At 73.8% G+C, this 25,228-nt stretch carries 22 protein-coding genes; 20 read left to right on the top strand and 2 right to left on the bottom strand.

What is annotated here, in order from left to right; genetic code table 11:
- Positions 1 to 37 precede the first annotated feature (37 nt).
- Positions 38 to 703 carry an NAD(P)H-binding protein gene (locus OG403_RS33190; protein WP_329570995.1) on the bottom strand — a complete coding sequence of 222 codons (666 nt, stop codon included), beginning with the start codon at positions 701 to 703 and terminating at the stop codon, positions 38 to 40.
- 127 nt (positions 704 to 830) lie between these two features.
- Here OG403_RS33190 and OG403_RS33185 point away from each other — a divergent pair, with 127 nt between their 5' ends.
- From OG403_RS33185 to OG403_RS33125, 13 genes are all read left to right on the top strand, one after another.
- On the top strand, positions 831 to 1,748 hold the full coding sequence (locus tag OG403_RS33185) for a class I SAM-dependent methyltransferase (RefSeq protein ID WP_329572694.1): 918 nt from the start codon (positions 831 to 833) through the stop codon (positions 1,746 to 1,748).
- 78 nt (positions 1,749 to 1,826) lie between these two features.
- Entirely contained in the window at positions 1,827 to 2,582 is a 756-nt protein-coding gene (locus tag OG403_RS33180) for a Mut7-C RNAse domain-containing protein (RefSeq protein WP_329572692.1), read from the top strand.
- Positions 2,583 to 2,686: 104 nt separating this feature from the next.
- Positions 2,687 to 3,067: a DoxX family protein gene (locus OG403_RS33175; RefSeq protein ID WP_329570994.1), complete on the top strand. Its 381-nt coding sequence runs from the start codon at positions 2,687 to 2,689 to the stop codon at positions 3,065 to 3,067.
- 1,106 nt (positions 3,068 to 4,173) lie between these two features.
- Complete coding sequence (locus OG403_RS33170) at positions 4,174 to 4,911, top strand: glycosyltransferase family 2 protein (protein ID WP_329570992.1); 738 nt, start codon at positions 4,174 to 4,176, stop codon at positions 4,909 to 4,911.
- Between the two features lie 116 nt (positions 4,912 to 5,027).
- The gene (locus OG403_RS33165; protein WP_329570990.1) at positions 5,028 to 5,453 is read left to right on the top strand and encodes a hypothetical protein; all 426 of its coding nucleotides are present in this window, start codon (positions 5,028 to 5,030) and stop codon (positions 5,451 to 5,453) included.
- Positions 5,450 to 6,226 (top strand): polysaccharide deacetylase family protein, encoded by a 777-nt coding sequence (locus OG403_RS33160; protein ID WP_329570989.1) that lies wholly within the window; start codon positions 5,450 to 5,452, stop codon positions 6,224 to 6,226. Before OG403_RS33165 ends, OG403_RS33160 begins: the two co-directional genes overlap by 4 nt.
- On the top strand, positions 6,223 to 7,317 hold the full coding sequence (locus tag OG403_RS33155) for a glycosyltransferase family 4 protein (RefSeq protein WP_329570987.1): 1,095 nt from the start codon (positions 6,223 to 6,225) through the stop codon (positions 7,315 to 7,317). Before OG403_RS33160 ends, OG403_RS33155 begins: the two co-directional genes overlap by 4 nt.
- Positions 7,314 to 9,755 carry a DUF2206 domain-containing protein gene (locus tag OG403_RS33150; RefSeq protein ID WP_329570985.1) on the top strand — a complete coding sequence of 814 codons (2,442 nt, stop codon included), beginning with the start codon at positions 7,314 to 7,316 and terminating at the stop codon, positions 9,753 to 9,755. The genes OG403_RS33155 and OG403_RS33150 overlap by 4 nt, the downstream gene beginning before the upstream one ends.
- Complete coding sequence (locus OG403_RS33145; RefSeq protein WP_329570983.1) at positions 9,752 to 10,990, top strand: glycosyltransferase family 4 protein; 1,239 nt, start codon at positions 9,752 to 9,754, stop codon at positions 10,988 to 10,990. The genes OG403_RS33150 and OG403_RS33145 overlap by 4 nt, the downstream gene beginning before the upstream one ends.
- A complete protein-coding gene (locus OG403_RS33140) occupies positions 10,987 to 11,559 on the top strand; it encodes a hypothetical protein (protein WP_329570981.1) in 573 nt (190 codons plus the stop codon). The genes OG403_RS33145 and OG403_RS33140 overlap by 4 nt, the downstream gene beginning before the upstream one ends.
- A complete protein-coding gene (locus OG403_RS33135; protein ID WP_329570979.1) occupies positions 11,513 to 12,913 on the top strand; it encodes a lipopolysaccharide biosynthesis protein in 1,401 nt (466 codons plus the stop codon). The genes OG403_RS33140 and OG403_RS33135 overlap by 47 nt, the downstream gene beginning before the upstream one ends.
- On the top strand, positions 12,910 to 14,181 hold the full coding sequence (locus tag OG403_RS33130; RefSeq protein WP_329570977.1) for a polysaccharide pyruvyl transferase family protein: 1,272 nt from the start codon (positions 12,910 to 12,912) through the stop codon (positions 14,179 to 14,181). The genes OG403_RS33135 and OG403_RS33130 overlap by 4 nt, the downstream gene beginning before the upstream one ends.
- Complete coding sequence (locus tag OG403_RS33125; protein WP_329570975.1) at positions 14,178 to 16,502, top strand: glycosyltransferase family 4 protein; 2,325 nt, start codon at positions 14,178 to 14,180, stop codon at positions 16,500 to 16,502. Before OG403_RS33130 ends, OG403_RS33125 begins: the two co-directional genes overlap by 4 nt.
- On the opposite strand, the gene OG403_RS33120 is transcribed toward OG403_RS33125, so the two are convergent.
- Entirely contained in the window at positions 16,486 to 17,817 is a 1,332-nt protein-coding gene (locus tag OG403_RS33120) for a cellulase family glycosylhydrolase (RefSeq protein ID WP_329570973.1), read from the bottom strand. The two genes, OG403_RS33125 and OG403_RS33120, sit on opposite strands and share 17 nt — an antisense overlap.
- A 466-nt stretch (positions 17,818 to 18,283) precedes the next feature.
- On the opposite strand from OG403_RS33120, the gene OG403_RS33115 reads away from it, so the two are divergent.
- The 7 genes from OG403_RS33115 to OG403_RS33085 all read left to right on the top strand — a co-directional run bounded on the left by OG403_RS33115 (position 18,284) and on the right by OG403_RS33085 (position 25,213).
- Entirely contained in the window at positions 18,284 to 19,738 is a 1,455-nt protein-coding gene (locus OG403_RS33115) for a class I adenylate-forming enzyme family protein (RefSeq protein WP_329570971.1), read from the top strand.
- A gap of 120 nt (positions 19,739 to 19,858) precedes the next feature.
- A complete protein-coding gene (locus OG403_RS33110; RefSeq protein ID WP_329570969.1) occupies positions 19,859 to 20,188 on the top strand; it encodes an acyl carrier protein in 330 nt (109 codons plus the stop codon).
- A complete protein-coding gene (locus OG403_RS33105; protein WP_329570967.1) occupies positions 20,185 to 20,427 on the top strand; it encodes an acyl carrier protein in 243 nt (80 codons plus the stop codon). Before OG403_RS33110 ends, OG403_RS33105 begins: the two co-directional genes overlap by 4 nt.
- On the top strand, positions 20,420 to 21,544 hold the full coding sequence (locus tag OG403_RS33100; protein ID WP_329570965.1) for a beta-ketoacyl synthase N-terminal-like domain-containing protein: 1,125 nt from the start codon (positions 20,420 to 20,422) through the stop codon (positions 21,542 to 21,544). The genes OG403_RS33105 and OG403_RS33100 overlap by 8 nt, the downstream gene beginning before the upstream one ends.
- Complete coding sequence (locus tag OG403_RS33095; protein ID WP_329570963.1) at positions 21,541 to 22,224, top strand: hypothetical protein; 684 nt, start codon at positions 21,541 to 21,543, stop codon at positions 22,222 to 22,224. The genes OG403_RS33100 and OG403_RS33095 overlap by 4 nt, the downstream gene beginning before the upstream one ends.
- Entirely contained in the window at positions 22,221 to 23,945 is a 1,725-nt protein-coding gene (locus tag OG403_RS33090) for a class I adenylate-forming enzyme family protein (RefSeq protein WP_329570961.1), read from the top strand. The genes OG403_RS33095 and OG403_RS33090 overlap by 4 nt, the downstream gene beginning before the upstream one ends.
- Positions 23,942 to 25,213 carry a beta-ketoacyl-[acyl-carrier-protein] synthase family protein gene (locus tag OG403_RS33085; protein WP_329570960.1) on the top strand — a complete coding sequence of 424 codons (1,272 nt, stop codon included), beginning with the start codon at positions 23,942 to 23,944 and terminating at the stop codon, positions 25,211 to 25,213. Before OG403_RS33090 ends, OG403_RS33085 begins: the two co-directional genes overlap by 4 nt.
- Positions 25,214 to 25,228: the final 15 nt, after the last annotated feature.

The raw sequence follows: 25,228 nt of genomic DNA, 5'->3' as shown, positions 1-25,228 counted from the left end.
GAGCGGGACAACGCCGGCTGGCGACCAGCCGAACCGGCTACCCCGCTGCCGCCGCCGCGATGGCCGCCGCCGTGTCCAGCGGGCCCGACACCAGCTCCACCGTCCGCCGGGCCAGCGGCGCCGGGTCGGCCAGGAGAGCCGCGAGCACGGCCGCCACGTCCTCGCGGGGCACGGCGCCCCGGCCCGTGGTCGCGGCCAGCTGGACCAGTCCGGTGCCCGGCTCGTCGGTGAGCCGGCCGGGGCGCAGCACGGTCCAGTCCAGTGCGGCACGCGCGCGCAGGTTGTCGTCGGCGGCGCCCTTCGCCCGCAGGTAGGCGCCGAAGACCGGGTCCGCGACGTCACCGGCGTGGGCGTCCGCGCCCATCGACGAGAGCATCAGGTAGCGCCGCACGCCCGCCAGTTCGGCGGCGTCGGCGAGCAGCACGGCGGCGCCGCGGTCGACGGTGTCCTTGCGGGCGGCGCCGCTGCCGGGCCCCGCGCCGGCGGCGAAGACGACCGCGTCGGCGCCGTCCAGGATCTTGGCGAGCTGCTCGGGTGCGGCCGACTCCAGGTCGAACAGCACCGGTTCGGCACCGCGCCGCCTCAGGTCGTCGGCCTGCTCGGGACGGCGGATCAGGCCTACCGGCTGGTCCCCGCGAGCGGCGAGCAGGTGCTCCAGGTGGAGCGCGATCTGACCGTGGCCTCCGGCGATGACAATGCGCATGCCGCCACGGTACCGGGCGGTGCGACGCGGACCGTGGACCTGGCGGGCGGTCAGCGTGGTGGCCGGCCCGATGCTGGTGGCCGACCGGGTGGTGGTCGCCGCGATGGCGGCAGGCAAGATGGTGGGCATGAGCGATCTGACATCGAACGACGGCACCACCAGCTACCTGCTCGACAACCGGCAGCGCGAGGCGGGGCAGCGCTTCGCCGCGATCGCCGAGCTGTTCGACCCGTGGACGCTCACGCACCTGGAGCGGCTGGGGCCGATGCGCGGCTGGCACTGCTGGGAGGTCGGCGCGGGCGGGCCCGCGCTCCCGCTGGCGCTGGCCGAACGGGTCGGGCCGAGCGGGCGGGTGCTGGCCACCGACCTCGACACCTCCTGGCTCGACGGCCTGGACGGGCTGGACGGTCCCGACAGTCGGCAGGCGCCGGGCGCTCAGGGGGAGCGCGCGGAGTCGGCGCCGATCGAAGTGCGCCGCCACGACGTGGTCCGCGACGCGCCACCTGCGGGGCCGTTCGATCTGGTGCACGTCCGCCTGGTACTGGTGCACCTGCCCGAGCGCGCCGAGGTGCTGCGGCGGTTGGCCGCCGCCGTCCGACCGGGCGGCTGGCTGGTGGTGGAGGACGCCGATCCGGCGCTCCAGCCGCTCGCCTGCCCGGACGAACGCGGACCGGCCGAGCAGCTGGCCAACCGGATCCGGCGCGGCTTTCGCGCGCTGCTGGCCGAGCGCGGCGTCGACCTGGCCTTCGGCCGCACCCTGCCGGGGCTGCTGCGCGAGGCGGGCCTGCGCGAGGTGCGGGCGGAGGGCTACTTCCCGGTCACCTCGGCGGCCTGCCGGACCCTGGAGGCGGCGACGGTCCGTCAGTTGCGCGAGCAGCTGATCGCCGGCGGGCTGGCGACCGACGCGGAGATCGAGCGTCACCTGGACCGGCTGGTGAGCGCGACACCGGGCGAGGACGCCGCGGCAGGAGCCGCCGAGGAGCTGGATGTCACGACCGCTCCGCTGATCACCGCCTGGGGACGGCGGGCGGCCGACGAGGCGTGACGGGCGAGCCGCACCGGGTGCTCCCCAAACCATTGGCCCCGCCCGCCCCCGCGCTGGCATGCTGGCCGTGTGGAGAGCGTGCAGAATCCCGAGATCTCGCTGACCGTCGCCCCTGAGCTGCGGCTGTTCCTCAGCTCAGGGAGGCGCCGCGCGGAGCACTCGCTGGTCCGTATCGACGGCGCCGCGACCCTCGGGCACGTCGTGGAGTCGCTCGGCGTGCCGCTGACCGAGGTGGGCGCGCTGCTCGCGGACGGGCGGCCGGTGGCACCCGGGCACCTGCCCGAGCATGGTGAGCGGATCACCGTGCAGGCCGTCACTCGCCCGCAGCAGGTCCCCGGGCCGCTGCGCTTCCTGCTCGACGTCCACCTCGGCACGCTCGCGCGCCGCCTGCGCCTGCTGGGAGTTGACGCCGCGTACGAGAACCCGGACATCGGCGACGCCGCGCTCGCCGCCCGTTCGGCGGCCGAGCGGCGGGTGCTGCTCTCGCGCGACCGGGGGCTGCTGCGCCGCCGCGAGCTGTGGGCCGGCGGGTACGTGTACAGCCACCGGCCGGCCGAGCAACTGCGCGACGTGCTCTCCCGGTTCGCGCCTCCGCTGGCGCCGTGGACCAGGTGCACGGCCTGCAACGGGCCCCTGCGGGAGGCGGCCAAGGACGCGGTGCAGGAGCAGTTGCGCGACGGCACCGAGCGCTCGTACGACGTGTTCGCGCGCTGTTCCGACTGCGGCCAGGTCTACTGGCGGGGCGCCCACCACACCCAGCTGGCGGCCATCGTGGACGAGGCACTGCGCGAGTTCGGTCCGCCGGCCCGCCCGCTGCCCAGCTCCGCGCACTGACCGGGTACCACCGGGCGGCCCCAGCGTCTACCCTCCGGTAACAAGGGCCGGGAGCCCGACCGCGCGGAGCCACCGCCGACCCGCCGCCCACCCTGGAGGCACCGATGCCCGCTTCTCCGCAGCGCTCCGCCCGGCTCCTCGGTGGCCTGCTGATCGGGGCCGGCGTCACCCACTTCGCCGCACCCCGGCAGTTCGACGCGACCGTGCCGCGCGCGCTGCCCGGCAGCCCGCGCACCTGGACGTACGCCAGCGGCGTGGCCGAACTCGCCGTCGGGGCGGCCGTCCTCGCACCGCGCACGCGGCGGCTCGGCGCGCTGGCGGCGGCGGGATTCTTCGTTGCCGTCTTCCCGGCCAACCTCAAGATGGCCTACGACGCGCGCCACCGGCCGGCGCCGCTGCGCGCGGCGACCCTCGCTCGGCTGCCGCTCCAGGTGCCGCTGGTGCGCTGGGCCCTGCGGGTGCACCGCGCCGCGCGCACGGCCTGAACCCGACCCCCTGCGCCGGAACCGAGCTCGGGCCCCGAACCCGGGCCTCGAGCGCGGGCCTCGAGCGCGGGCCCCGAGCGCGGGCCGCCGCGTGCAGGCTCCGGGCGCAGGCCTCGGCTGTCAGCATCCCTTCAGAAACAGGCGCGCAGCCGAGTAAACCTGACGAAGACACGGCAACTGCACAGCGTCAGCAGTGCGCACACCCCACGTGCCACGCCCGGCCACCCGGACTCCCCTCGTCCTTCACAGGAAACAGACAGGATTCCGGGTGTGGTCCAGTCGCGGCGGCAGCCGTTTGCCGACCGGCCGGTCGGCCGTCAGTACGAGGCGGTGAGCTGCCCGGCAGGGCCGATGAAGCGTCAGGAACGCTCGCCAGCTGCTGTTTTGAGTCATACCAATGAGTTCGATCAGACGCCCTGTCAGCCAGTCTTCAGTATTTCTCAGAAATAGAACGGCTGACTCAAAGAATCCCAAGTCCGAACGTTGGGATACTTAAAATCGGACAGGAAAGACAGGAAACGCTTCACAACTCAACTCGACGCTCGCTAGTGTGGCCGTTACGTACAGCGACGCACTGCAGTAGCCGTCCAGCCCGAGGGGGGATCTTGGCCGTCTCCGGTGTCACCGCCACGAGTCGCAGGTTCGGTAGCGCCCGGCCAGTTCGGGTCAGCCGTACCGGCGCGCCGGGGCCGCGAAGACACGCGGCCCCGCCCCGTGGCCGAGGAGTGCACCACAGCCGACGGTCGTAACCGGCCTTCAGCACGCACGCCATCGCGGCCGACCTGTTCCGGTCGGCCTGCCATCAGCACCACGTCACCATGAACGGGCCGGGCGGCCGTGCCCACCCACCGTCGGGGTTCGCCAAAACCCCGTACGGCGCCACGGGTTCACCGAACCCGCCAGGGTTCACCGAACCCACCGGTGGCACCCGGCCGCCCACTTCGTGCCCATCACTCCACCCGTACGGATCACGACCGTCAGGGCGTCATGCCCGACGGCGCCGAAGGGTGCGTCAACCGCGCTGCCAGGCGCGGCTCCACCGACTCCACGTGCCAGCGCGGAGTCGTACCGTCCAGCGATGATCTCCGCCTGCCAGAGGAGCTCACTTGAACACTCTGTCGATCGTCATACCCGCGCTCAACGAGGCCGAAAACCTGCCCGCCGTGATGGCGAGCATTCCCTTCCAGCACCTCAAGGAAGAGGGCTGGGAGACCGAGGTGGTGGTCGTCGACAACGGCTCCACCGACGGGACCGGCGAGTTGGCCCGCACGCTCGGCGCCCGGGTGGTCCACCAGCCCGCGCGCGGCTACGGCAACGCCTACCGGGCCGGCTTCGATGCCGCCACCGGCGAGGTGATCGCCACCGGCGACGCCGACCGCACCTACCCGTTCGACGCGCTGCCGCACCTGCTGCGCACGTTACTCGACCACGACGTCGAGTTCATGACCACCGACCGGCTGGGTCGCGCCAACAGCGCGGCCATGAAGCCCTCCCACACCCTGGCCAACCGCGTGCTGAGCGCGATCAGCCGGGTCCTGTTCCGCAACGACCTGCGTGACTCGCAGTCCGGGATGTGGGTGTTCCGCCGCTACGTCTGGTCGCGGCTGGATGTCCGGTCCACCGGCATGTCCTTCTCCCAGGAGATCAAGAACGCTGCCACCAGGGCGGGTTACCGCTACCTGGAGCTGCCGATCGAGTACCGCAAGCGGGGCGGCGAGGTGAAGCTCAACGCCTTCCGGGACGGCACCCAGAACCTGCGCCAGCTCTTCGAGCACAACTTCCGCAAGAGCCGGCCGGTGCTGCACCGCGCGATGACCGGCTCGCCGGAGTACGACAACGCATGACCTCCACTCTGAGGCGGGCCGAGGTCCGACCCGCAGGGCCTGCCCGGTCGTCCAGGCGACCGGGCGGGCACCGGGGACCGGGGCACGGCCGGCCCCCGCGCGGGCGGCGGCTCGCCGTGCCGGTGGTCGTGATCCTGGCCGCGGCGCTCACCGGGGCACTGCTCTGGTCGCAGCCGGCGGTGCGGCTGGCGGTACGGCAGTCCTTCACCGAGATCCCCGCGAACTACGACGAGTTGTACTTCACCCAGCTGCCGACCGCCGCCGGCGGCCAGGCGGTGATCCCGCTCTCGCTGGTGCAGCACGGGACGCACACGGCCGGCCTGCAGCTGCGGGTCCAACTCACCACGCCCGCAGGCACGGTGACCGGCGGCAGCACCGTCACGCTGCTCCCCGAGCCGAACACCCCGGTCAGTACCACGGTCCGCCTTCCGCTGACCGAGTCGGACGAGGTGGTCCAGGTGGCCCTGGTGGGCACCGACCAGACCCTGCGCTACAGCTTCCAGACCGCCGCGTCCCCCGAACCCAAGGCCTCGACACCATGACCTCAACAACCGACCCCGGCCCGACCGGAGCGACCGGCCAGGCCGGACCAACCAGCCCCCGGCCCCCGGTCACCGTCACCACCAGCTGGGACGACGGGCACGTCCTCGACCCCCGACTGGCCGCCCTGCTGGAGCGCTACCGCCTGCCCGGCACCTTCTACATCGCGCCGCGCAACCGGGAGTTCAGCCCACAGGAGCGGCTGTCGGCCGACGGCATCAGGGAGTTGGCCGAGCGCTTCGAGATCGGCGGCCACACTCTGACCCACCAGCGGCTGCCTCAACTGTCGCAGGCCGCGGCGGCCGAGGAGATCAGCGCCGGGCGCAGCGAGTTGGAGGACATCATCGGCAGTCCGGTGACCAGCTTCTGCTACCCGCGCGGCGAGTACACCCCGGCCCAGGTGCGCCTGGTCGAGCAGGCCGGCTTCACACTGGCCCGCACGGTGCGCCGCAGCAGCCTGGTGCCCGGCCGGGCCCTGGAGCTGGACACCACGGTCAACGCCTATGCCCACCGGGTGGACGCGCCGCTGGCGCTGCGGCTGGCCGCCGGACGGCCCTGGACGGCGACCCGACTCTTCCTGGCCTGGGACGAGTTGGCGATCCACTGGTTCGACCGCTGCCTGCGCGAGGGCGGCGTGTTCCACCTGTGGGGCCACAGCTGGGAGGTGGCGGCGCGCGGCGACTGGCAGCGACTGGAACGGGTGCTGGCGCACATCGCCTTCCGTCCCGGCGTCGGCTATCTGACCAACCGCGAACTCCTGCGACTGGCGGCATGATGCGGACCGTCGTGCAGATCACGCCGTACTACCCGCCGCATCTGGGCGGCCTGGAACGGGTGGTGGAGAAGCTGGCCACCGGGCTCGGCGACCGCCACCAGGTCCAGGTGCTGACCACCACGATCGGCGCCGAGGGCGCGCCGCGCCGCAGCCGGCAGGGCGCCGTCACGGTGCGCCGGCACCGCTGCCTGGAGCTGGCCCACACCCCGGTGGCCCCGGGCCTGCCGCTGGCCCTGCTGCGCCACCCGCGCGGCGCCGTCCTGCACCTGCACTCCGCGCACGCCCTGCTGCCTGAACTGGTCGCACTGACAGCCAAGTTGCGGCGTCAGCCGTTCCTGCTCCACTTCCACCTGGACGTGGACGCCTCCGGCCGGTTCGGCCGCCTGCTGCCGGCCTACAAGCGGCACGTCTTCGGCCCGGTGCTGCGCGCCGCGGCGGCGGTGATCGTGCTGACCGCCGCCCAGTCCGACTTCGTGCACCGGACCTACGCGGTGCCCAGGGAGCGGATCCACGTGGTGCCCAACGGAGTGGACCGCAGCTACTTCATGCCGCCACGCGAGGTGTCCGAGCGGCCGCTGGAGCTGCTCTACGTGGGACGGTTGAGCCCGCAGAAGAACGTCGGGCGGCTGCTGGAGGCGCTGTGCCTGGTCCGCCAGCCGGTCCGGCTGCGGATCGTGGGCGACGGCGAGCTGCGTGCCGAGCTCGAGCAGCTCACGGCGGAACTCGGCCTGACCCAGGTGGAGTTCGCCGGCGCCAAGCTGGGCGCCGAACTGCTGAACGCCTATGCGCAGGCGGACGCCTTCGTGCTGCCCTCGGACAAGGAGGGGATGCCGCTGGTGGCCCTGGAGGCGATGGCGGCGGCACTGCCGGTGATCGCCACCGATGTCCCCGGGAACACCGAACTGCTGGGCGGGGTGGGGCTGCTGGCCGCGCCCGAACCCGCCGCACTGGCTCGGGCGATCGACTCGGTGGCCGGGGATCCGGCACTGCGCCGCGAACTCGCCGAGCGCAGCGCGGCCATCGCGCCCACCTTCGCCTGGGACGCGGTGGTCCGCCGGGTGGAACGCGTCTACGAGCAGGTGCTGGCATGAGCGCGCGGGCCCGGCGGGTACGGGTGCCGCGGGTCGGGCAGTTGACGGCGGCGGCCGTGCGGCGCAGCACCGCGCGGTGGGCCGTGCTGGCGGGCACCGCGGCGGCCGCCGGTCTGGAGCTGCTGCCGGGCCTGCCGGTCCCGCTGCTGGTGGTGGCCGGGTGCTGGCTGCTGCTCGGCGCGCCGCTGCTGCTCTGGTACGGCTTCGCGGACCGGTTCGTCAGCACCAGGGACGGGCGGGCGCTGGTCGCGGTGGCGCTGGCGGTCGGCACCGACCTGGTCGGCGAGTTGGCGCTGAACACCGCGCTGCCGCTGCTCGGCGACGGCCGGCCGCTGCGCGAGGCCCCGCTGACCCTGGGCGCGGCGCTGACCGTGCTGCTGCTGGCCTGGGTGCTGCCCGAGCCGTCCGGCGCGGTCGCCGGGCCCGGGGTCGTCAAGCCCGGGGTCGCCAACTCCGGGGTCACCGGGCCCAGGGCGGCCGAGCGCTCAGCAGCCAGGCGCACAGCAGCCGGCCGCTCCCGCGTCCCGGGCTTGCGCGCCGTGGCGCTGCTGGGCGGCGGCTGCCTGCTGCTCAGCGTGGCGGGCGCGATCCGGCTGAACAACGGCCTGGGCGACACCGTGGCCATGCTCGCCCTGGTGGCGATGGCCGGGCTCTTCGTCCAACTGCTGCGCGGGCGGCGGCGCTACCCCGAGGCGGTGCTGGGCCTGGGCCTGTTCCTGCTGGCGGCCGCGCTGCTGCTGCTCACCTCGCTGCGCGGCTGGTTCATCACCGGGCACGACATCCAGCGCGAGTACGAGGTCTTCGAGTTGGCGTTCACCTCCGAGCGCTGGCAGATCGCCGCCTTCCGCGACCCGTACAACGCCTGCCTGAGCATCACCCTGCTGCCCACCGCGTTCGCCCGGCTGACCGGGATCAGCGGGCTGTACGTCTTCAAGGCCCTCTTCCCGCTGCTGTTCGCGCTGATCGCGCCGATGGTCTACCGCTCGGTGCGCAACGTGGCCCAGCGGATCGTCGCGCTGCTCTCGGCGCTCTACTTCGTCGCCTTCCCCACGTTCTTCACCGACATGACCTACCTGGCCCGCCAGGAGATCGCCTTCCTGCTGCTGGGCGGCGCGATGGTGGTGCTCACCGACCGCGGCCGGCCGCTGGCGCGGCGCCGGGTGGCGTTCACCGGGCTGATGGGCGGCGTGGTGCTCTCGCACTACTCCACCACCTACGTGGTGGTCCTGGTGCTCGCGTTCGCGCTGGCCACCGACCACCTCTGGCGGCTGGCGGCCCGGCTGCGGGCACGGCGCACCGGGCGCGAGCGCGGCGCGGCGGTCGGCTTCGTGACCTGGTGGATGGTGCTGGCCACCGCCGTGGCCGCGGTGCTGTGGACCGGACCGCTCACCGGCACCGGCGGCCAACTGCGCAGCACGGTCAGCGCGACCGTGCAGGAGGCCGTCGACCCGGCACAGGCGCAGTCCGGTTCCTCGGACACCTCCTACAGCCTGCTCGGCGGGCAGGCGGTCAGCCCGCAGCAGCGGCTGAGCCAGTACCAGCAGGACACCCTGCAACTGACCACGCAGAGCCGGGCGGCCGGCGACTACCTGCCGCTGCAGCAGGTGCAGCAGTACCGGATCCAGGCGGTCAGCGAGCCGAACCTGCCGCTCACCGCACTGGGCCGGGCCCTGCAGCGCACCGGCCTGAACGTGGTGGGCGCCAACACCCTGGTCCGCAAGTGGGCCGCCGACCTGCTGCAACTCCTGCTGCTGATCGGGCTCGCGGTCTGCCTCTGGTCCCGCCGCCGGTCCTTCCGACCCGCGCGCGACCAGGTCACCCTGAGCATCGCCATGGTGGCGGTGATCGGCCTGCTCACCGTGCTGCCCCAACTGTCGGTGGACTACGGGGTGCTGCGCGCCTTCCAGCAGGGCCTGCTCTTCTTCGGCCCGTTCATCGCGGCCGGTTCGCTCTGGGTGTTCCGCTGGGCCAAACGCTGGACCCTGCCGCTGGCCGGCACCCTGGCGGTCGCCTTCTTCCTCGATCTGACCGGCGTGGTCCCGCAGTTGGTCGGCGGCTACCCGCCGCAGCTCAACCTCAACAACGCGGGCCAGTACTACGACATCTACTACGTGCAGCCGCAGGAGCGCACCGCGATCAACTGGTTGGAGCAGCTCACCAGCGACGACCAGCGGCAGGACGTGCAGTCCGAGGTGCAGACCGACCGCTACACCTTCAGCCGGCTGCAGACCCTGATCCACGGCCGCGCCCTGGACGACATCTATCCGACCCTGATCGGGACGAACTCCTATGTCTTCCTCGGCACCACCACGGTGACCAAGGACGAGGCGACCACCTTCTACCGAGGCGATCTGGTGACCTACCGCTACCCGATGAACCTGCTCGACAGCACCAAGAACGAGATCTACAGCAGCAACGGAGCGGAGATCTTCCGATGACCGCGAGCAGCGCCGACGCCACCGGCTCCAGCGGACCCAGCGGACCCAGCGGCGCACGGGCCCACCGGGTGCTGCTGGTCAGCCACTACTACCCGCCGCACGTGGGCGGGATCGAGCAGGTGGTGCGCCACGAGGCCGAGCAACTCGCCGGCCAGGGCGTCGAGGTGACAGTGCTGACCAGCGGTGGTCGGCGCACCTCGGCCGACCGGGAGGCGGGCGTCACGGTGCTGCGGCAGGCCGCCTGGAACGGGATCGAGCGGCGCACCGGCGTCCCGTTCCCGGTGCCGGGCCCCGGGCTGCTGACCCGGGCGGTGCGCGAGGCCCGCCGGGCCGAGGTGGTCCACGTGCACGACTGCCTCTACCCGACCTCCTGGGCCGCCTGGGTGGCAGCCCTGCTCACCGGCACTCCGCTGGTGCTCACCCAGCACGTCGGCCTGGTGGCGCACCCCTCGGCCCTGGTGCGCGGGGTGCAGCGGGCGGTCTACCGGACCTTCGGGCGGGCCCTGCTGCGGCGGGCCCGGCGGGTGCTGGTGCTGAACGACTCGGTGCGCCGCTTCACCCTGGAGCACGGCGCCCAGCCTTCCGCGGTACGGCAGTTGGCCAACGGCGTGGACACCGTGCGGTTCCGTCCGGCCGACTCGCCCGACGAAGTGCGCCGGGCCCGGCAGCGGTTCGGGCTGCCGCTGGACCGGGTGCTGGTGCTCTTCGTCGGCCGGCTGGTCCCGAAGAAGGGCTACGACCTGCTGCGGGCGGCGGCCGGCCCCGACTACGACCTGGTCTTCGTCGGCACCGGCGGCTCGGGCGTCCCGGTCACCGACGCCCAAGGGGTACATCACCTCGGCGATCTGACGCAGGATCAGGTAGCCGAGGCGTACCGGGCCTGCGACGTCTTCGCGCTGCCCTCCACCGCCGAGGGCTTCCCGCTCACCGTGCAGGAGGCGATGGCGGCCGGCCTGCCGGTGGTCACCACCGACGATCCGGGATACGCGCCGTACGCGCTGGACCGGACCGGCGTCAGCCTGCTCCCCCGGGACGCCGAACGGCTGCGCGCCGAGCTGGCCGCGCTGGCCGCGGACCCCGCCCGGCGGGAACGGATGGGCCACTACGCACGGGCCTACGCCAAACGCAGCTTCGGCTGGCCCGAGCACGTCCACGCGCTGCGCGGCCACTACGCGGCGGCCGGCGGCGAGGTGCCGGCCGCGACGGCAGCAGCAGCGGCGGCCGGGCCCGGATGAACCGCCGGCCGCCGCGGGCCCGGTGGGCAGCCCTGGCACGGTGGACGGCCCGGGCGCGGCGCGCGGTGGGGCCGCTGCTCGACGTGGCGCTGGTCCACGGCCTGCTCGGCTGGCTGTACATCGCCGTCTGGGCCGCCTGCCGCCCGGACTCGCTGTCCGGCCCGCTCAGCTCCTGGCTGCCACTGCGCCGCGACACCTTCGGCGCCCTGTGCTTCGCGCTCTCCGCGCTGGCCCACCTGAGCCGCGGGCTGCGCCCCGCCGCACCGCCGTGGTGGCGACCGAGCGGCGCCCACCGGGACCGGGTCGAGGCCCTGCTGCGCACCCTGACCGGCTATCCGCTGCTCGCCTGGGCCTATCTGTGCGTCAACTCGCTGACCCATCCGTGGACCATCGACCGGCAGCTGACCCACTTCGCCACCGTCCCCACCGAGGGAACCACGGCGGCCGGCTGCTTCGCCCTGTCCGCCGTCGCGCTGCTGCTCCTGCGGCTGCGCGCGGCCCGCCCGCCCGAGGAGTCAGGCCATGCCCGCATCGGCCAAGCACGCACGGATCAGGCCGACCCCGGCTGAGCGCACCGGTCCCGACCAGGTGGCCCGCAGCTCCGCCTACCTGCTGGCGGCCACCGTCACCACCGCGGGCCTCGGCTTCCTCTTCTGGGTGGCCGCCGCCCACCTGTTCAGCCCGGCCCAGGTCGGCACCGCCACCTCGCTGGCCAACGCCATCTCGCTGATCGCCTACTTCAGCCTGTGCGGCCTGAACAACACCCTGGTGCGCTTCCCCGCCGCGCCCGAGCGGCGGAACGCGCAGATCACCCGGGCGGCGCTGGTGGTCTTCGCGGTCGGCTGCCTGCTCGGCACCGGCTACCTGCTCGGGCTGCCCTGGTACGGCAGCCGGCTGCTCGCGGTGCGCGCCGACCCGGTGCAGGCGGTGTCGGTCGTGCTCTTCTGCGCCCTGGCGGCGGTCAACCTGCTGACCGACGCGGTCTTCATCCGTGAGCGGCTCGCGCAGTACAACACCCTGGTCGACGGCGTGCTGCAGGGCCTGGCCAAGCTGGGGCTGCCGTTCCTGCTGACCGGGCTCGGCGCGTTCGGCCTGGTCACCGCGAGCGGGGCCGGCTCGGTGGTGGCCGTACTGGCCTCGTTCTGGTTCCTGCGCCGCCGGATCGGCCTGCGCTTCCAACTCACCGGCGGCGGCACCCGGCTGCGTGAGCGGCTCGGCTTCTCGCTGGCCACCTACCTGTCCAGCCTGCTGAACCTGCTGCCGCTGCTGGTGCTGCCGCTGATCGTGCTGCAGCGCCTGGGCAGTTCGGCCGCCGCCTACTACTTTGTCGCCTTCCAGGTCGCGAACCTGGCCAACGCGGTCTCGTTCGCGGTGAGCGAGTCGATGTTCGCCGAGATCTCCGCCGACGAGTCCCGCTTCGCCCCGGTGCTGCGCCGGTCGGCCAAGCTGATCGCGCTGGTGCAGCTGCCGGCCGCCGCCGTGCTGGCCGGCGGCAGCCATCTGCTGCTGCGGCTGTTCGGCGGCGACTACCCGGCCCGCGCCCAGGGCCTGCTGGTGGTGCTGGCGCTGGGCACGGCCGCGGTCGCGCTGAACACCTGGGCCAGCTTCGCGGTCAAACTAGCCCAGCGGATGGCCGCGCTGGTCTGGAGCAACGTCGTCTACGCGGTGGTCACCATCGGCCTGGCCCTGCTGTGGGCCGGGCACGGGCTGCTCTGGTTCGGCTGGGCCTGGGGGCTGGGCAACCTCGCCTCCGGCCTGGTCGCGCTGGTCGCGCTGCGCCGCCGGCCCCACCTCCGGGCCGCTTCTCCTGCCGGGCCGGCCGACCCGGACAACTCAGCCGGTCTGGCTGCCTCGGCCGACTCGGCCGCCGTGCACCGCCCAGCCGCCTCGCACCGCCCTTCCGAACGGAGCGTCCCCGCATGAACATCCTGGTCGTCAACGCCTATGTGCGCGAGAACGCCGGCGACGCCGCGCTGCTCGCGGTCTGCCTGCGCCAGGTCCGCGCGGCGTTCCCGCAGGCCCGGATCCAGGTGGCCGGGATGGAGGACCCGCGCGTCCATCCGGCCTTCGAGGGGGTCGAGAACATCGGGTCGATCCGCCGCTACGTGGCCGACGCCACCGTCTCCACCCCGCGCCGGATCCTGCGCAAGGCCGCCGGGATGCTGGCCGCCCCGCTCACGCTGCTGCTGTCCCGCCCGGTCAGCCGGGTGCTGCGCCCGCTGCTGCCCGCCGAGGTGCGCCGGGAGGCGGACGCGGTCGCCGCGGCCGACCTGGTGGTCTCGATGGGCGGCGGCTACTTCAACGCCCGTCCGGGGCTGGATGGTTACCAGAACGTCTTCTACGTGGTGCTGCCGCTGCTGCTGGCCGAGCGGCGCGGCGTGCCGGTGGTGCTGGCCCCGCAGTCCTTCGGCCCGTTCCCGGCCCCGGCCCAACGCCGGTTGGCCGCCCACGTGGTGCGCCGCGCGGCGTTCGCGCTGGCCAGGGAGGACGTGAGCGTGGACATCCTGGCCGGATGCGGGGTGCGCGGGCTGCCGGTGCGCCGCTCGGTCGACTCCGGCTTCGCCTTCGCGCCGCCCGCTCTCGGCGACTGGCGGGAGCGGCTCGGCGTGGCCGCCGAGGTGCCACTGGTCGGGGTGACGGCCCGTCAGTGGCTCGCCCCGGAGCAACAGCAGCTCTACGAACGGGCGTTGGCCTCGACCATCGACACGATCCGGGCCGGCGGCTCCGAGGTGGTGCTGATCCCCCAGGTCACTACCGACTACCTGGGCGACGACGACCGGATCGTGGAGCGGCGGATCGCCGGCTACTGCGCGGCACCCCCGTTGCGGGTGGACGACCGGGTCGACTTCCGCGAGTTGAAGAGCCTGTACGCGGAGTGCGCCTGGGTGCTGGGCACCCGGTTCCACTCGGTGATCTTCGCGCTGACCAGCGGTGTGCCGTGCATCGCGATCGAGTACGAGCACAAGACCCGTGGCATCATGCGCGATCTGGGGCTGGAGCAGTGGGTGCTGCCGATCGCCGAGGTGTCCACCGCGAGCCTGGGCACGCTGCTGGCCCGGCTGGACGCGGGGCGCGGCGAGTACCTGCACACCCTGGCCACCCGGCTGCCGGGCTACGTCGCCCGGGCCGAGGAGTTGCCGGGGCTGCTGCGCGCCGCCGCCGAGCGCCGCCCGGTGGGAGCGGGCGCGTGAGCGAGCGCGCGAGCGAGCGCGCGAGCAGGCCGACGGTGCTGCTGGCCACCCCCTACTTCCCGCCGGACCTCGGCGGGGTTGAGCAGTACACCTGGGAGCTGGCACGGCAGTTGACGGACCGGCACGGCTACCGGGTGGTGGTCGCGGCGACCGCGGGCGGAGCCGACCCGGGTGCGGCGCACCCGAGCGAGCCGCCGTCCGGGGGCCTGCGAACCGGACGACTGGAGCAGCCGGACGGCATCGTGGTGCACCGCCTGCCGGCCCCGCTGCGCATCTCCCGCACCCCGGTGGGCACCGGCTGGCAGCGGGCGCTGCGCCGCCTGATCCAGCAGGAGCGGGTCGATCTGGTCAACGCGCACGCCCCGGTGCCGCTGTTCGCCGACGCCGCCGCCCGCGCCTGCGGCGGCCGCCCCTTCGTGCTGACCTACCACACCGGCCGGATGCGCCGCAGCGACCCGCTGCGCGCCGCGGCCTGCGCCCTCTACGAGCACACCGTGCTGGCCGGCACCGTGCGCCGGGCCGACGAGCTGATCTGCTCCTCCGACCACGTCCGGGCCGACCTGGCCCGGTACTTCGCCGGCCGGGCCGTCACCATCCCGCCCGGCGTGGACCTGCGGCGCTTCAGCGCGAGCCCGGTGCCCGCCGAGCCGCTGATCCTGTTCGCCGGCTCGCTGGACCGGGCCACCGCGTACAAGGGGCTGCCCGACCTGCTGCACGCCGTCGCCGCGATCACCCAAGTGCTTCCCGAGGTAAGGCTGGAGGTGGCCGGTGACGGTTCGGCGGCCCGCGAGTACCAGCGGCTGGCCCACCGGCTGGGCGTCGCCGACCGGGTCCGGTTCCTCGGTCGGCTGTGCGGCCCCGAGCTGGCCGAGGCCTACCGCCGGGCCCGGGTACTGGCGTTGCCGACCCACTACGACAGCTTCCCCACCGTGCTGGTCGAGGCGATGGCCAGCGGCCGCCCGGTGGTCAGCACCCGGGTCGGCGGCATTCCCTCGCTGGTGACCGAGGGCGGGCACGGGCTGCTCACCGACCCGGGCGACAACAGTGGACTGACCGCCGCACTGGTCAGGGTTCTGACTGACCATCAGCTCGCCGCCCGACTCGGGGCGGCGGGCCGCGACCGGGTGGCCGGCACACTCTCCTGGGATCGCCAGGCCGACCGGACCGCCGAGGTCTTCGACCGGGCGCTCGCCCGCACCCGCCGGCGCGCGGTGGCGGTGGTCGCGCCGTACTACCCGCCGAAGATCGGCGGGGTGGAGCACTACGCCGCCCGGATCGCCGGGGCGGTGGCCGCGGACCCCGGGCTGCGGGCCGCCGTGATCACCAGCAACACGGCGGGCCGACGCACCACGGTCCAGGTCGAGGACGGCGTGCCGGTGATCCGGCTGGGCACCTGGGCCCGGCTCTCCAACACCCCGGTCAACCCGCTCTGGCTGTGGCAACTGCCCTACTGGCTGCGCCGGCTGGAGGTGGATGTGGTCAACGCGCACGCCCCGGTGCCGGGCCTGGGCGATCTGGCAGTGGCCGTCAGCGGCTCGCGGCCCGCCGTGCTGACCTACCACGCCGGCTCGATGAGCAAGGGTCGGCGCGGCGTGGACCGGATCATCGGCGCCTACGAACGCCTGCTGCTGCCAAGGGTGTTCGCCCGGTCCCGAGCGCTGGTCGCGGTCTCGCCGGTCTCCCTGGCGGCCGGCCGGCGCGGCGCCCGGCAGATCCCGCCGGGGGTGAACCTCGAGCGGTTCACCCCGGGGCCGCCACTGGCGCGGCGCACCGCCACCGTGCTCTACGTCGGGCGGCTGGACCGGACCTCGGCCTGGAAGGGCGTGCCGGTGCTGCTGGAGGCCTTCGCGGCACTGAACGACCTGCCCGAGGCCCGGCTGCGCCTGGTCGGGGACGGCGACGCGGTACCCGAGCACCGGGCCATGGCCCAGACGCTCGGCCTGGCCGACCGGGTCACCTTCACCGGGGCGCTCACCGGCACCGATCTGGTCGCTGAACTCCAGTCGGCCGCACTGCTGGTGCTGCCCTCGCTCAGCTCGGCCGAGTCCTTCGGGATGGCCCTGATCGAGGCGATGGCCTGCGGCACTCCCGTGGTCGGCTCGGCGGTCGGCGGCATCCCGCACGTGGTGGCCGACGGTGTGACCGGGCTGCTGGTGCCGCCCGGCGACCCGGCCGCGCTGGCCGCTGCCTGCCGGCGGCTGCTCACCGAGCCGGGCACCGCCGAGCGGCTGGGCCTTGCGGGGCGCCGGGAGGTCGCCGAGCGGTACGCCTGGCCGGAGTTGACGGGCCGCTACCTGGCGCTGTTCAAGGCGCTGGGCTGACGGCCTGCTGGGCGCCGGCACCGGTGGTGGTGGCTGCGGCGGCCGGCACGGTCGCACCGGCCTGCACGGTCACGCTGGCCTGCACGGTCGCACCGGCCTGTTCGGTCGCGCCGGCCTGCCCGCTCGCGCCGGCCCGCAGTTGGGCGACGGCCGCGCGCAGCGCGTCGAGGGCCGGCTTGGCGCTGCCGTCGGCCCGGCGCAGCCCGTACCAGTCCTCGGTGCTGCCGCTCGAACCCCCGCCGGTGGCCGCCGCGTTGTCCCGGTCGGTGTACCAGATCAGCTCGCCGATCCCCGGATCGGCGGCTGCCGTGCGCACCGCGTCGGCCGCGATCTGGGCCTGGCGGGCCTCGGTGACGTGGGTGGTGTCGGGCCCGATGTCGGTCGGAGTACCGTCCGAGGCCGCACCCGGACCGCCGGTGGGCGCGCCGACCTCGGTGATCCAGATCGGCAGTCCGGGCGTGCCGGTGGCGGTCAGCACGCTGCGCAGGCTGGTCCTGGTCCGGTCGATCTGCTCCCAGGCGGTACCGAAGGAGGTGCTGGCACTGGGCAGATAGGGATAGCTGTAGGGGTGGTAGCCGACCGCGTCGACCACCCGGGTCCCACCGTGGGCGGCAACCTGTGCCAGGAAGTCGGTCGCCGTCAGATCCCCCTGCTTGGCGGTGACCGAAGCCAGGCCGCCGAGGACCACCACAGCGTGCCGGTCGGCGTGGCGCAGGGCAGCGGCGGCGGCCCGGACCGTGGCCGCGTAGCCGACCGGGTCCGGGGCCGGGGACCAGAACGCGGCCGTGTTGGGCTCGTTCCAGATCTCCCAGTCGTGCACCCCGCGCGGCGCGTAGCGGCCGGCCGCGGCTGCCGCGAAGGCAGCGAACTGCGCGGCGTCGTGCGGGCCGCAGGCCGGCACCGCGCAGCCCGGTGAACGGGCCCACGGCGGCGTGCCGGTGAGCACCGGCAGCACGGTGAGCCCGCGCGCGGCAGCGGCCGTGACCACCCGGTCGAATCCCTGCCAGGCGTACTGCCCGCGCCCGTCGTGCTGGACGTCGTCCCAGGACAGATCGGCGCGCACGGTGGTCGCTCCCACCTGGACCGCGGTGTCCAGCGCGGCGCCCAGGTCGGCGTCCGAGTTCCAGACCAGCCGGTCACCGTAGGCGATCCCGATCACCGGACGGGTCGGCGGCAGCGCCCGCTGCGGCCCGGGGCGCGGCCGGTCCGGTCCGCCGCAGCCGGCCGCAGCCGGCGTCAGGAGCAGCGTGAGGAGCAGCAGTCCTACCCGTGACAGGACCCGACGCCCGGCGGGACCCGCACTCCGTCGCCGCATGTGCTCCTCCCGGGTCGTCCGTCCGCTGCCGTCCGACGACGCTACACCGCTTCCGCTCACGACTCGCCGGGCAGACGCGAGAGGTCCGCGAGCGGTGACTGTCATCCGGCCGACCACCCGGACCCGCCCTCCGGCTCCGCCCCGTCGGACACCCTCGAGGCCCACCGTCCGGGAGCTGTCCGGGAAGATCAACTCTCTTGCTGCCAAGCACAACTGAGTATGGAACAGATCATCACGGACGTCACGCATTTCGGCGACTTCATCGTCCTGACCTGGCCATCGTGGCCTGCTCAACTCCTCTTCCAGGCCAGGGAAGACAGTCCTCGTTCATCTCAGCTGAGGTTCTGATCATTCGGCGTCACGAGAGCCTTGACCCTGGATCGGCGGCTGTGGGAGTCTCACGACACGGGAACGGAACAGCATTCTTCACATCTATTTCTCGCAACCCCCCTAACTGGGAGTCGCGTTGTCGGATTCCAACGGCCCGAGACCATTACCCCAGCCGTTATCACTCGGCGGCTGGGTCGACCGCTACCTCCTCGCCGGCGAACCGGACGAACCGTGCCTGCACCTGGGCCGGAGCGTGCTTCGCGGCGAACTGATCGACCTGGTGACCGAACAGCAGCACCAGCTCTCCCGGGTCGGCCTCCAACCAGGCGGCACCATCAGCCTGCGACTACCGCCCTCCCTCGGCTACATCACCGTCCTGCTCGCGGCCTGGCGGATCGGCGCGCAGGTCAGCCTGCTCGACCACCGGCTGACCGAGGCTGAGGTCGCCCGCGCGCTGGACCGCCTCGCCCCACAGTTCCTGGTGACGGCAGGGGCGGCCGGGGGCGCCGCGATGCGCGGCTACAGCCAGGTCGACCCGGTGCTCACCCGCCGCCCGGACGGCCGGGCGGCGGCGAGCGCGCACTGCCTGATCCAGCTCAGCTCGGGCTCCACCGGCCCGAGCAAGGTGATCGCCCGCGGTCCGGACGCCCTGATCCGCGAACTCGACCGCTATGACCGGCTGTTGGACTATCCGCGACGGGGCGAGCGGGTGGTGCTGCTGGCCTCCGCAGTCCATGTCCTGGGACTGGTCGGCGGGTTGCTGCAGAGTCTGCACGCCGGAGTACAGCTGCACTTCCCCGAGCGGCTGACCGGCGTCGGCATCCTGCAGGCCGTGGCGGCCGACGACCGACCCACCACCGTGCTCGGCGTGCCGTTCTACGCCGAACTGCTGGCCGCGCTACCCGCCAAGGACCGATCGGCGGCGACGGCCCAGCCCCGGACATCGGACCGGCCCGCGGCGCTGCGCCGCATGATCGTCGCCGGCGAGCTGACCCGGCCAGGGCTCGCCGAGGCGTTCCGCGAACGCTTCGACGTTCCCCTCGGGACCATGTTCGGGATGACCGAACTCGGCATGATCGCAACGGATCTGACTGGCCGTCACTATCCTGCGGTGCAGCCCGCGCACGGCATGGAGCTGCGGGTGGCGCAGGGCGAGCTGCTCATCGCCGCCGCCTCCTGCCCCTACCTCGGCCTCAGCGATCCCAGCCGCTGGAGCGAGGGTTGGCTGCACACCCGGGACGCCGCCACCATCGATCCGGCGACCGGCCTGGTCAGCATTCTGGGCCGGCTCGACTCCCAGGTAGCGATCGGCGGCCTGAAGGTCGACCTCACCGAGGTCGAACGGACCATCGCCGCGGCACCGGGCGTGACCGAGGCCGTGGTCGTCCACGACGGCGGGATCAACGCCTACCTGGCCCTGCGGGACACCACAGTCGCCGCCGTCCAGCATTACGTAGCAAAGGAGTTGGCCGCCTACAAGCGTCCTCGGCAGCTGCACGTGCTGCCCGCCCTCCCCCGCACCACCACCGGCAAGACCCTGCGTGACCCGGCCGCTCTGCGCCGGGCCGCCACCGAGCAGACCGGCGCCTGACCACCGCTCGCCGCTCGCTCACCCGCTCTCCCCTCCGCTTCCCCCCTCACCCGGCCACCCCCGGGTGCTCCCACGGCATGACCCCACGTCAGCCCCACGCACGACGAAGGAGCACCAATCGTGAGAGATCAGATCAGCCAGTTCATCGTCCAGGCCCTGCGCGAGATGAACTACGACGTCGAGGACGTCACCGACGAGACCGACCTCGGCCCCGCCGGACTCGACCTGGAGTCCCTGGCGCTGGCCGACCTGACGGTGCAGTTGGAGGACGAGTACGGGATCAAGTTCAGCGACGAGGACATGGAGACCCTCGCCACCATGAACCTCGGCGAGCTCGCCACCACCTTGGCCGACCGGCTGACCCCCGGCGCCGACACCCCCGCCACCGCCGGCACCGCCCCCGCCGGCACCTCCCCCGCTGCCGCGAGCGCCCAGGTGTCGGCCGAGTGAGCAAGCTGCCGCCCCCGGAGCGCACGACGGTGCTCGCCATCCTGGCGACCTTCGGCGACCGGGATCCCGACACTCTGGACGAGTCCATCGGTTCACTCGAACTGACCTGGCTGATCAGCGAGGTGGAGCAGCGCTATGCGGTGGTCCTCGACCTGGCCGACGCCCAGCTCGACCGGATGCAGACCGTCTCCGGAGCCGTCGAGGTGCTGCACGACGCCTTGGCCTCCGACCATGCGTGACCGCGGGTCGCCGCGGACCACCGACCGGCGGGTCGTGGCGACCGGGATCGACGCGCTCTGCGCGCACGGCCGCGACTGGGAGTTGACGTTCCATCAGATCGCTTCCGGCACACCGGCGTTCGGTGAGGTCGGTCGGTTCGCGACCGAAGGCCGACGGGTGCACCGGGCCGCGCTGCTGGACGGCGCCGGCTCACTGCTCGCGGAACTGGCCGGCTCGGTGGGCCGGGCCCTGGCCCAGGCCGGGCTGACCGCCGCCGAGCGGGCCGGCTGCCCGCTGCTGCTGGCCGCGCACAGCAACGAGACGACCGAACAGGGCCCGCTCTCCTCGGCGCTGGCCGCCCGCACCGGGCTGGCCGGCACCGAGCGGATCTACACCACCGCCTGCGTCGCCGCCAGCACCGCCGTGGCCGACGCGGCCGCGCGGATCGCCGCCGGGCAGTTGGAGCGGATCGTGGTCGCGGCCGGCTACCTGGTCGAACCGGTGCAGTTCGCGCTCTTCGACGCCGGGCGGGCGCTGTCCCGCGACGGCCGGATGCGCCCGTTCAGCCGGGATCGGCAGGGCGTGCTGCTCGGTGACGGAGTCGCGGCCGTGGTCCTCGAAGCAGCCGCCGGCGCCCGGTCCCGTGGCGGGCGGGCGCTGGCCGAGGTCGCGGGCTGGGGGCGGGCGGGGGACGCGTACCACGTGGTACGCCCCGATCCGGGCGGCTCCGGGCTGGCCCGGGCGATCACGGCCGCGCTGGACCGCGCCGCCGTGGCACCCGCCGAGGTGGGCTATGTGAACGCCAACGCCAACGGCTCGGCACTCGGCGACCCGTCCGAGGTGGCGGCGCTGCGCGCGGTCTTCGGCGAGCGGCTGGCCGCGGTGCCGGTGAGTTCCACCAAGGGCGCGCACGGGCACGCCCTCGAAGCCTCGGCACTGCTCGAACTGGTCGTCACCATCGAGGCGTTGGCCTGCGGCATACTGCCGGTGCAGGCCGGCTTCGGGTCCGCCGAGCCACAGTTCGCCGATCTCGACCTGGTGCTCAACGCGCCCCGCCCGAGCCGCACCGGCTACGCGCTGAGCCTCAACTCGGCCTTCGGCGGGGCGAACACCGCGTTGCTGGTGGGGGCGGTATGAGCCGCGCCATCGAGCAGACCGCGTCGCGTCGCCGCACCACCTGTGACACCGGCTGCGACACCGCCCCGGACGCCGAGCAGCGGCTCACCGTGCTGGCTCGCGCGCACTGGCCCGAGCATCCGGCGGACACCGTGCCGCCGTTACCGGGTTTCGTGCAGGCCGGGTTCAACCCTCTGGTGGCGGAGGTGGCCGCGCGCTGCCTGCGTGACCAGCAGTTGTCCGACCCCACCCGCACCGGCGTGCTGCTGGCCAGCACCCGGGGCGACACCCTGACACCCCGGCTGGTCGCCGCCGCCCTCGCCGAGGGCCGCGCCGTCCCGCCGCTGCTCTTCTACCAGTCCAACCCCAACGCCGTGGCGGGCCAGGTCGCCGCCCGCTGGGGCCTGGGCGGCCCGGTGGTGTGCATCGCGCCGCCGGTTGGCGACCCGGCGGCCACGCCGACCGACCTTCTCCTCAACACCCTTGCAGACGCGCTCAGTTGCGCCGCTCTGCTGCTGGCGGACGGCGAGGCCGAACAGCTGCTGGTGGTGGCCGCCGAACAGCGGGCCGACACCGGTGAGCCGGAGCGGGCCGTGGCACTGCTGGTCACCGCCGAGCACCCCGCCCCCACAGACACCACCGCACCCGGTGCGCGGCAGCACCACCCCAGCACCGAAGAGGAAAAGGGATCCCGAGCATGACTGTCCGTCAGATCCGTGCCAAGCTCGCCGCCGATCCCGAGGTCGGCGCCGGGAACGTGCTCGCGGCCCGCATCGCCCTGGACATCGGACTGGACCAGCCGATGCTGACCTTCGACACCGAGATCGACGGCCACCCGGCCTGGCAACCGCTCACCGTGCGGGAGTTGGACTCCCTGGTGCGGGCCAGGGCGGCCTCGCTGGCCGGCCTCGGCATTCGCCCCCGCGACCCGGTGGCGGTCTACGCGCACCCCGCCGCCGAGCAGGTGCTCGCCTTCCTCGCGCTCACCCGGCTGGGCGCGATCCCGGCCCTGGTCAACCCGCGGCTGGCCCCGGAGAAGGCCGCGCTCTACATCCAACGCCTGCGTGCGGTGGGGCTGTTGGCTGACCCGGAGCACCAGGCGGCGCTGCTCGGTCAGGACACCGGCACCCCGCTGCTGGCCGACCCGGCCCGGCTCGGCGCCGGCGACCCGGCGGCCGCCCCGCCCGCCTACCGCTTCACCCCCGACGACCCGATCGCGATCACGCACTCCTCGGGTACCACCGGCCTGCCCAAGGCGGTCGCCCACTCGCACCGCAGCCTGTACGCGGCGATCCGCTACCGCCTGGCACTGCCCCGCCCGCAGGGCTCCGACCGGATGCTCAGCGCGCTGCCGGCCGCCCACGCCGCGACCCTGATCGCGCTCAACCTCGCACTGAGCGCGCACGCCGAGATCGCCGTGATCTCCGCGCAGAGCGGCGACCAGATGCTCGCCGCCATCGAACGGTACCGGCCGCACGGAGTGTTCGGCTTCGCCGCCACCTGGTCCGACCTGGCCAGGCACGATCTGACGGCGCGCGACCTCTCCTCGGTGGCACTGTGGTGGAACACCGGCGACTGCGCACACGAGGCGCACATCCGCCCACTGGTCGACCAGGGCAGCCGCGAGGCGCTGGTGGCCGGCCAGCGGGTGCGGCAAGCGGGTTCGGCCTTCGTCGACGGCCTCGGCTCCACCGAGATGGGCCACTCGCACTTCCACATCACCCACACCAGGGAGACCCGCCGCTACGGGCGCTGCGTCGGCAAGCCGCACTCCTTCGTGGACTGCGCCGTGCTCGACCCGGACGGCGCGCCGCTCGGTCCCGGCCAGGTGGGCGAGCTGGGCACCAAGTCGCCCACGCTGGCGCTGGGTTACTGGAACGACTCGGTGACCACCTACCGGACCAGGGTGCGCGGCTACTTCCTCACCGGCGACCTGGTCTATCGAGACGAGGAGGGCTTCTACTACCACGTGGACCGGGCCGTGGACTCGGTCGACCTCGGTGCCGGGCACCGGCTGTTCACCGCGATGTCCGAGGAGCGGGTGCTGGCGGGCTCGCCGGACGTGCTGGACTGCACGGTGGTCGCGGTGCGGGACGGTGAGCGGGTGGTGACCGACGTCCTGCTGCAACTGGCGGCCGGCGCCGACCGGGAGCGGGACCGCACCAAGGAGGTGGCCGCGCTCCTGGAGGAGCCGGTGGCCGCCACGCTGCGCCGGGTGATCGCGGTGGACGAGGCGGACATCCCGCTCGGCCCGACCGGCAAGGTCCGCAAGGTGCTGCTCCGCGAACGCCACCTGGCCGCCGAGCACGGCGCGAGCACCGGACCCGGCACCAGCGCAGGCACCAGCGCAGGCACCGGCCCCGGTGCAGACACCGACGCAGACGCGGACGCAGGCACCGAGCAGCCCGGAGCAGACCGGTGAGCGCCGTCGTCACCGGCCTCGGCCTGGTCTCCCCGCTCGGCCGCAAGCCCGAGGAGTTCTACCGGGCGCTGCTGGCCGGCCGCTCCGGTCTGGTCCGCCCGGCCCCGGAGCATCCGGCCGCCGACTGGCTGGAGGCCGCCGGGATCGCCCCCTGGATCGACCCGCTGGAGGTGCTCCCGCGCACCGAGACCAAGGCCGTGGACCGCTTCGTGCTGCTCGCGCTGGCGGCGGCCGACGACGCGCTCGCGGACGCCGGGCTGGTGATCGGACGGGACGTGGACCCGCGCCGGGTGGCCGTGGTGGTCTCCACCGGCGGCGGCGGCCTGCAGACCTTCGAGCAGCACTCGCACGCCCGCCTCCAGCGCGGTCGGCCCGGCGTCAGCCCGTACCTGCTGCCCGGCATGCTCGCCAACATGGCGGCAGCCCGGATCGCCATCAAGTACGGTATCCGGGGCTACAGTTCATCGATCGTGACGGCCTGTTCGGCAGGCGCCCAGTCGATCGCGGAGGCGCTGCGGCTGATCCGCGGCGGCGAGGCGGACGTGGTGGTCTGCGGAGCCGCCGAGTCCTCGCTGCACCCGACGATCGCCGCCGCCTTCAGCAACGCCCGCGCGCTGGCCTCGGGTTGGGACGATCCGGAGCGGTCCAGCCGACCCTTCGACCGGCAGCGCAACGGCTTCGTGCTGGGCGAGGGCAGCGCCGTCCTGGTGGTGGAGCGGGCCGAGTTCGCCGACGCGCGCGGCGCGGCGGGCCACGCCGACCTGGTCGGCTGGGGCGCCAGCACCGACGCGCACCACCCCACCATGCCGCGCCCGGACGGCGAGGGCGCCGCCGACGCGATGCGCGCCGCGCTCGCCTCGGCCGGCCTGGCACCGGGCGACATCGGCTACGTGAACGCCCACGGCACCGGCACCAAGCTCGGCGACCGGGCCGAAGCGAGGGCGCTGCGCGCCGTCTTCGGCGAGTCGGGCCCGCCGGTCAGCTCGACCAAGGGCGCCACCGGCCATCTGCTCGGCGCCGCCGGCGCGCTGGAGGCGGTGGTCGCCGTCCTCGCGCTGGCCACCGGCACCCTGCCGGCCACCCTCAACCTGGACGAGGTGGACCCCGACTGCGCGCTGGACCACATCGGTCCGACGCCACGCCAGCAGCCGGTGCGTGCCGTCCTGTCGAACTCCTTCGCGTTCGGCGGACACAACCTCGGCCTCGTCTTCGCGACTCCGAGCACCAGGGCCGGCCGGAGCCCGCAGCCCAGCGCACAGACCCCGTAGAGGACGGTCACCGCA

This window comes from Kitasatospora sp. NBC_01266 (assembly GCF_036242395.1).
In the GTDB taxonomy this organism is placed as follows: domain Bacteria; phylum Actinomycetota; class Actinomycetes; order Streptomycetales; family Streptomycetaceae; genus Kitasatospora.
Note: the sequence above shows the minus strand (reverse complement) of the source record. Positions and strands in the feature narration are given on the sequence as shown.